Origin of the sequence: Buttiauxella warmboldiae (assembly GCF_003818135.1) — a bacterium.
GTDB classification, from domain to species: domain Bacteria; phylum Pseudomonadota; class Gammaproteobacteria; order Enterobacterales; family Enterobacteriaceae; genus Buttiauxella; species Buttiauxella warmboldiae.
Genome location: NZ_RPOH01000106.1, coordinates 1 through 6,220, shown reverse-complemented (window position 1 = coordinate 6,220; position 6,220 = coordinate 1). Strand labels below are relative to the sequence as shown.

Annotated in this window: 7 protein-coding genes and 1 riboswitch; of the genes, 6 read left to right on the top strand and 1 reads right to left on the bottom strand. The window is 54.9% G+C overall.

What is annotated here, in order from left to right; translation table 11 throughout:
* Nucleotides 1–175: 175 nt before the first annotated feature.
* Entirely contained in the window at nt 176–2,191 is a 2,016-nt protein-coding gene (uvrB, locus tag EHN07_RS19725; RefSeq protein ID WP_124025709.1) for an excinuclease ABC subunit UvrB, read from the top strand.
* A gap of 47 nt (nt 2,192–2,238) precedes the next feature.
* Here uvrB and yvcK read toward each other — a convergent pair whose 3' ends face one another.
* Nucleotides 2,239–3,144 (bottom strand): uridine diphosphate-N-acetylglucosamine-binding protein YvcK, encoded by a 906-nt coding sequence (gene yvcK / locus EHN07_RS19720; protein WP_124025708.1) that lies wholly within the window; start codon nt 3,142–3,144, stop codon nt 2,239–2,241.
* A gap of 205 nt (nt 3,145–3,349) precedes the next feature.
* Nucleotides 3,350–3,478, top strand: a riboswitch (molybdenum cofactor riboswitch).
* Here yvcK and moaA point away from each other — a divergent pair.
* The 5 genes from moaA (at nt 3,466) to moaE (ending at nt 6,174) form a co-directional block, all read left to right on the top strand.
* The gene (moaA, locus tag EHN07_RS19715) at nt 3,466–4,455 is read left to right on the top strand and encodes a GTP 3',8-cyclase MoaA (protein WP_124025707.1); all 990 of its coding nucleotides are present in this window, start codon (nt 3,466–3,468) and stop codon (nt 4,453–4,455) included. (Overlaps the previous riboswitch by 13 nt.)
* A 25-nt stretch (nt 4,456–4,480) precedes the next feature.
* Nucleotides 4,481–4,993 carry a molybdenum cofactor biosynthesis protein B gene (gene moaB, locus EHN07_RS19710; RefSeq protein ID WP_124025706.1) on the top strand — a complete coding sequence of 171 codons (513 nt, stop codon included), beginning with the start codon at nt 4,481–4,483 and terminating at the stop codon, nt 4,991–4,993.
* 3 nt (nt 4,994–4,996) lie between these two features.
* On the top strand, nt 4,997–5,482 hold the full coding sequence (gene moaC / locus EHN07_RS19705) for a cyclic pyranopterin monophosphate synthase MoaC (protein ID WP_124025705.1): 486 nt from the start codon (nt 4,997–4,999) through the stop codon (nt 5,480–5,482).
* A complete protein-coding gene (gene moaD / locus EHN07_RS19700; protein ID WP_124025704.1) occupies nt 5,475–5,720 on the top strand; it encodes a molybdopterin synthase sulfur carrier subunit in 246 nt (81 codons plus the stop codon). The genes moaC and moaD overlap by 8 nt, the downstream gene beginning before the upstream one ends.
* A 1-nt stretch (nt 5,721) precedes the next feature.
* The gene (gene moaE / locus EHN07_RS19695; RefSeq protein ID WP_124025703.1) at nt 5,722–6,174 is read left to right on the top strand and encodes a molybdopterin synthase catalytic subunit MoaE; all 453 of its coding nucleotides are present in this window, start codon (nt 5,722–5,724) and stop codon (nt 6,172–6,174) included.
* The last annotated feature ends 46 nt before the right edge of the window (nt 6,175–6,220 follow it).

The following is a 6,220-nucleotide window of genomic DNA, read 5'->3' as shown; positions in this document are numbered from 1 at the left end:
AATTGATTTTCCTTTTTTTTTTATTGATGGTCGCTGTTCGTTTGGCGAAAAACATAGGATTTCTCATCAGGCTATGGGAACTGGTTTTTCATCCAGTATCTTTTGCTGGCAAAATTTCCTGTGCCGGGTAAAATTATCCTCCGGCCCGCTCGTTTCTTCATCAGGTAGCCTCTTCATGAGTAAAGCGTTCAAACTACATTCAGCCTTCAAACCTTCTGGCGACCAGCCAGAGGCCATTCGCCGTCTTGAAGAGGGGCTGGAGGACGGGCTTGCCCACCAGACTTTACTGGGGGTGACCGGCTCCGGCAAAACGTTTACCGTGGCGAATGTGATTGCAGACTTGCAGCGCCCCACCATGGTGCTGGCACCGAATAAAACCCTGGCGGCCCAGCTGTATGGCGAGATGAAAGAGTTCTTTCCGGATAACGCGGTGGAGTTCTTCGTCTCTTACTACGACTACTATCAGCCAGAAGCCTATGTTCCAAGCTCGGATACTTTTATTGAAAAAGACTCCTCGGTAAACGAGCACATAGAGCAGATGCGCCTGTCGGCGACCAAAGCATTACTCGAAAGGCGCGATGTGATTGTGGTGGCGTCGGTGTCGGCAATTTATGGCCTGGGCGACCCGGATCTCTATCTGAAGATGATGCTGCATCTCACTAAAGGGATGATCATCGACCAGCGCTCTATTTTACGTCGCCTGACGGAGCTGCAATATGCCCGTAACGACCAGGCATTCCAGCGCGGCACCTTCCGCGTGCGTGGCGAAGTGATCGATATCTTCCCGGCAGAGTCCGATGATTTAGCGCTGCGCGTTGAGCTGTTTGATGAAGAAGTGGAGCGCCTGTCGCTGTTTGACCCGCTGACCGGGCAGATTGACCAGACGATCCAACGTTTCACGGTGTATCCGAAAACGCACTACGTCACGCCGCGTGAACGCATTCTGCAAGCGATGGAAGAGATCAAAGTTGAGCTGGCAGAGCGCCGTAAGGTTCTGCTGGCAAATAATAAGCTGCTGGAAGAGCAGCGTCTGAGCCAGCGCACGCAGTTCGATTTAGAGATGATGAACGAGCTCGGCTACTGCTCAGGGGTGGAAAACTACTCGCGCTTTCTCTCCGGGCGCGGCCCGGGCGAGCCGCCACCGACGTTGTTCGATTACCTGCCGGCCGACGGTTTGCTGATAGTCGACGAATCCCACGTCACTATTCCGCAAATCGGCGGCATGTATCGCGGCGACCGGGCGCGTAAAGAGACGCTGGTAGAGTATGGCTTCCGCCTACCTTCCGCCCTCGACAACCGTCCATTAAAGTTTGAAGAGTTTGAAGCGCTGGCACCGCAGACGATTTATGTTTCGGCAACGCCAAGCAATTATGAGCTGGAAAAATCCGGCGGCGATGTTATCGACCAGGTGGTCAGGCCAACCGGCCTGCTGGACCCGATTATCGAGGTGCGCCCGGTTGCCACTCAGGTTGACGATCTGCTTTCTGAAATCCGTAAGCGCGTGGAGATTAACGAACGCGTTCTGGTCACCACGCTGACCAAGCGTATGGCCGAAGATTTGACGGAGTATCTTGAAGAGCATGGCGAGCGGGTGCGTTATCTGCACTCGGATATCGATACCGTCGAGCGTATGGAGATCATTCGTGATTTGCGCCTTGGCGAGTTCGACGTGCTGGTGGGCATCAACCTGCTGCGTGAAGGGCTGGATATGCCTGAGGTGTCGCTGGTGGCGATTCTGGACGCCGATAAAGAGGGCTTCCTGCGCTCCGAACGCTCGCTGATCCAGACCATTGGCCGCGCGGCGCGTAATATTAACGGTAAAGCGATTCTTTACGGCGACAAAATCACGCCGTCAATGGCGAAGGCGATTGGTGAAACGGAACGCCGCCGTGAGAAGCAGCAGCGTTACAACGAAGAAAACGGGATTACGCCGCAGGGGCTGAATAAAAAAGTGGTGGATATTCTTCAGCTTGGCGAAGGGATGGCGAAAACCAAAGGCCGGATGAAGAGCAAAGCGCGCAGCGTGATTGAAGAGGATGAAATCATCCTGACGCCAAAAGCCTTGCAGCAGAAAATCCATCAACTCGAAGGGAAGATGCTGGAGCATGCGCAGAACCTGGAATTTGAGGAGGCGGCACAGATACGTGACCAGCTTCATCAGCTGCGGCAGTTGTTTATTGCGGCGTCGTAATCGTTATGCAGGCGGGCAACCGTGCGCTACTCGCCTGCATAACGCATTTATCCCAGCTGCTGAATGGCTTTTTCCAGCGCCTGGCGCAGCAGGTGCCGGTCGTGGCGATAGCGAATATCGCATGCTTCCAGCGGCTCCTGAATCACCACCCGGTCGGTAATTTCACTGACATCGGTCTGCGGGCCGACGACGACCGCATCAATAATCCGCTTACCCACCCGCTGTTCCATAACCGCTAAGGTCTGCACCAGCGACAGGCTGGCGGCGCTGCTTAACTCCTTGCCCAGATTGCCGATAAACACTACCGGGGCTGGCGTTCTGCGCAGCGCCTGATCCATATCTTCGAGCAGCAGTATCGGCATTAAGCTGGTGTAAAAGCTCCCGGGGCCGATCAGAATCAGATCCGCTTCGGCAATCGCCTGCACGGCTTCGCGAGTGGCGTGCGCTTTAGGGTAGAGCGACAGCTCCTGCGGCGGCGATGAGAGCTGGTCAATATTCACTTCACCGTAAATAAAATGGCCGTCCCGATCGGTGGCCATTAGATCCACCGGTTGTTCCGACATCGGGATCAGAAAAGCATCCACTTTTAGCAGGTTACGAATTAAATTGATCGCTTCTAAAGGCCGCACGCTCAGGTGATCGAGCGCCTTTAACATCAAATTTCCAAGGTTATGCCCGGAAAGTTCGCCATTACCAGCAAAGCGGTATTCAAACATCGCCGATGCCACGCTCTGTTCAGTGATTAACTGATTTAAACAGTTGCGCATATCCCCCCAGGCAATGCCGCCTTCAGAGCGCCGGATCCGCCCTGTAGAGCCGCCGTTATCGGTGGTGGTGACAATGCCGGTTAAACGTGAACCTAAAGAGGAGAGGGACGACATGACCCTACCCAGACCGTGGCCGCCGCCGAGGGCAACCACCCGGTCTAAATCCGCAAGCGTACGATTACGCATAACTATTCCTTATGACGAACTATCGAATTAAGGTAGCGTAAAAGCGCGTACAATACGATTGGGCCTCGGAGGTTAATGATATATATCAAAGCAAAAGTTCACTTTTCGCGTAGTCTGTGGCGAAATTGAACGATTAGCTCGCTATATGTTTATTGATATAACGAAAGCCGCTGTGGCGAATCATCTCCCCACGCGCTACTATCGCTCTAACACACACTAAGCCTCCGGACCTAAGTCGCAAGATAGGGTGCTTTGGCCGTGACCTTGAGTCACCAGGGTGCAGAAAGAAATGCCTGCATCTCCCGTATCTGGAAGGTGTACATGGCTATCCAACTTACCGATGCCTTCGCGCGTCAGTTTTTTTACCTGCGTCTGTCCGTTACCGACGTTTGCAATTTCCGTTGCAACTATTGCCTGCCGGATGGCTACAAGCCTCACGGTGTGGCGAACAAAAGTTTCCTCAACGTCGATGAAATTCGCCGTGTTACCCGCGCTTTTGCCGCCCTGGGGACTGAAAAAGTGCGTCTGACCGGCGGCGAACCCTCTTTGCGTAAAGACTTCACCGATATCATCGCCGCGGTGCGCGAAAATCCGGCTATTCGCCAGATTGCCATGACCACTAACGGCTACCGTCTGGCGCGTGATGTCCAGCAATGGCGCGATGCCGGGCTGACTGCCGTGAATGTCAGCGTCGATAGCCTCGACGCCCGCCAGTTCCATGCCATTACCGGACAGGATAAGTTTCGCCAGGTGATGGAAGGCATTGATGCCGCTTTTGCCGCAGGCTTTGAGCGCGTGAAGGTGAATACCGTGCTGATGCGCGACGTGAACCATCATGAGCTCGATACCTTTCTGGCGTGGATCAAGCCTCGTCCCATCCAGCTGCGTTTTATCGAGCTGATGGAAACCGGCGACGGCGGCGATCTCTTCCGCAAACACCATCTTTCCGGCAAAACTATCCGCGACCAGCTACTGGCTCGCGGCTGGGTGCATCAGCTACGCAGCCGCAGCGACGGCCCGGCGCAGGTCTTTTGCCACCCCGACTACGCCGGCGAAATCGGCCTGATCATGCCGTATGAGAAGGATTTTTGTGCCAGCTGCAACCGCCTGCGCGTCTCATCGGTGGGTAATTTGCACCTGTGCTTGTTTGGGGAACAGGGCGTTTCCCTGCGTGATTTGCTGGCGAGCGATGAGCAAATTAGCGAGCTTGAAGCGCGGATTGCCGAAGCCTTAACCCATAAAAAACAGACCCATTTTCTGCATGACGGTGACACCGGCATCACGCAAAACCTGTCTTATATCGGCGGGTAAAACCAGACCAAAAAGGAAGAGAGCCATGAGCCAGCCGAGCGGCGAATTTATCCCGGTACATATTGCCATTCTGACCGTCTCCAGCCGTCGTGGCGAAGAGGACGACACCTCAGGACATTATCTGCGTGAAGCCGCCAGCGACGCGGGTCATAAAGTCACGGCTAAAGCCATAGTGAAAGAGAACCGCTATGCGATTCGCGCCCAGGTTTCCCAGTGGATTGCCGATGATGAAGTGCAGGTGGTGCTGATTAACGGCGGCACCGGTTTTACCGAGGGCGACCAGGCACCGGAAGCATTGCTGCCGCTGTTCGATCGCGAAATCGAAGGTTTTGGTGAGCTGTTCCGAATGCTCTCTTTTGAGGAGATCGGCACCTCTACGCTGCAATCGCGCGCGCTGGCCGGGATGGCTAACCGCACGCTGATTTTTGCGATGCCGGGTTCCACCAAAGCTTGCCGCACCGCGTGGGAAAATATCATTCAGCCACAGCTGGATGCCCGCGTGGGCCCTTGTAATTTCCACCCACACCTCAAGAAATAAACTATGTCGCAACTGACTCATATTAATGCGCAAGGCGAAGCGCACATGGTTGATGTTTCCGCCAAAGCCGAAACCGTGCGTGAAGCGCGTGCGGAAGCATTTATCACTATGGAAACCGCAACGCTTGCCATGATTCTGGAAGGCAGCCACCATAAAGGTGATGTGTTTGCCACGGCGCGGATTGCCGGCATTCAGGCGGCAAAACGCACCTGGGAGTTAATTCCGCTTTGCCACCCGCTGATGCTCAGTAAAGTCGAAGTGAATTTAGCCGCCGAGCCGGAACATAACCGCGTGCGCATTGAATCCGTATGCCGCCTGACGGGCAAAACCGGTGTGGAAATGGAAGCGCTGACCGCGGCGTCGGTTGCGGCGTTAACCATTTACGATATGTGCAAGGCAGTACAAAAAGATATGGTGATTGGCCCGGTGCGCCTGCTGGCGAAAAGCGGTGGGAAATCCGGAGATTTTAAGGCGGATAGTCATGATTAACGTCCTGTTTTTTGCCCAGGTGCGCGAGCTGGTCGACTGCGATCGCCTGCAACTGGAGGCCACGTTCAGTGATGTCGAGCAGTTGCGTGCTGAGCTGGCAAACAGAAGCGAGCGCTGGGCGCTGGCGCTGGAGTCCGGAAAACTGCTGGCAGCGGTCAACCAGACGCTGGTGAGTTTTGACCACCCGCTTCACGATGGCGATGAAGTGGCTTTCTTCCCACCGGTTACCGGAGGCTGAAATGGACAATACGCGGATCCGCGTCAGCCATGAAAATTTCAACGTTGGCGACGAGTATCAGTGGCTGGCGCAGTGTGATGAAGACGGTGCCGTAGTCACCTTCACGGGCAAAGTGCGTAACCACAATCTTGGCGACAGCGTCAGTGCGTTAACGCTTGAGCACTACCCGGGCATGACTGAGAAAGCGCTGGCGGAAATTATCGCGCAGGCCCGTAAGCGCTGGCCATTACAACGCGTAAGCGTCATCCACCGTATTGGCGAGCTGTGGCCAGGTGATGAGATCGTTTTTGTTGGCGTCACCGGTGCGCACCGCAGCTCTGCTTTTGAATCAGCGCAGTTCATTATGGATTATCTGAAAACGCGCGCGCCGTTCTGGAAACGCGAAGCCACGCCTGAAGGCGAGCGCTGGGTTGAAGCACGGGAAACGGACAAGCAGGCGGCAAAACGCTGGTAACAGCAGACTGATGACAAACCCCATGCCTTTCGCAAAACGAACATGG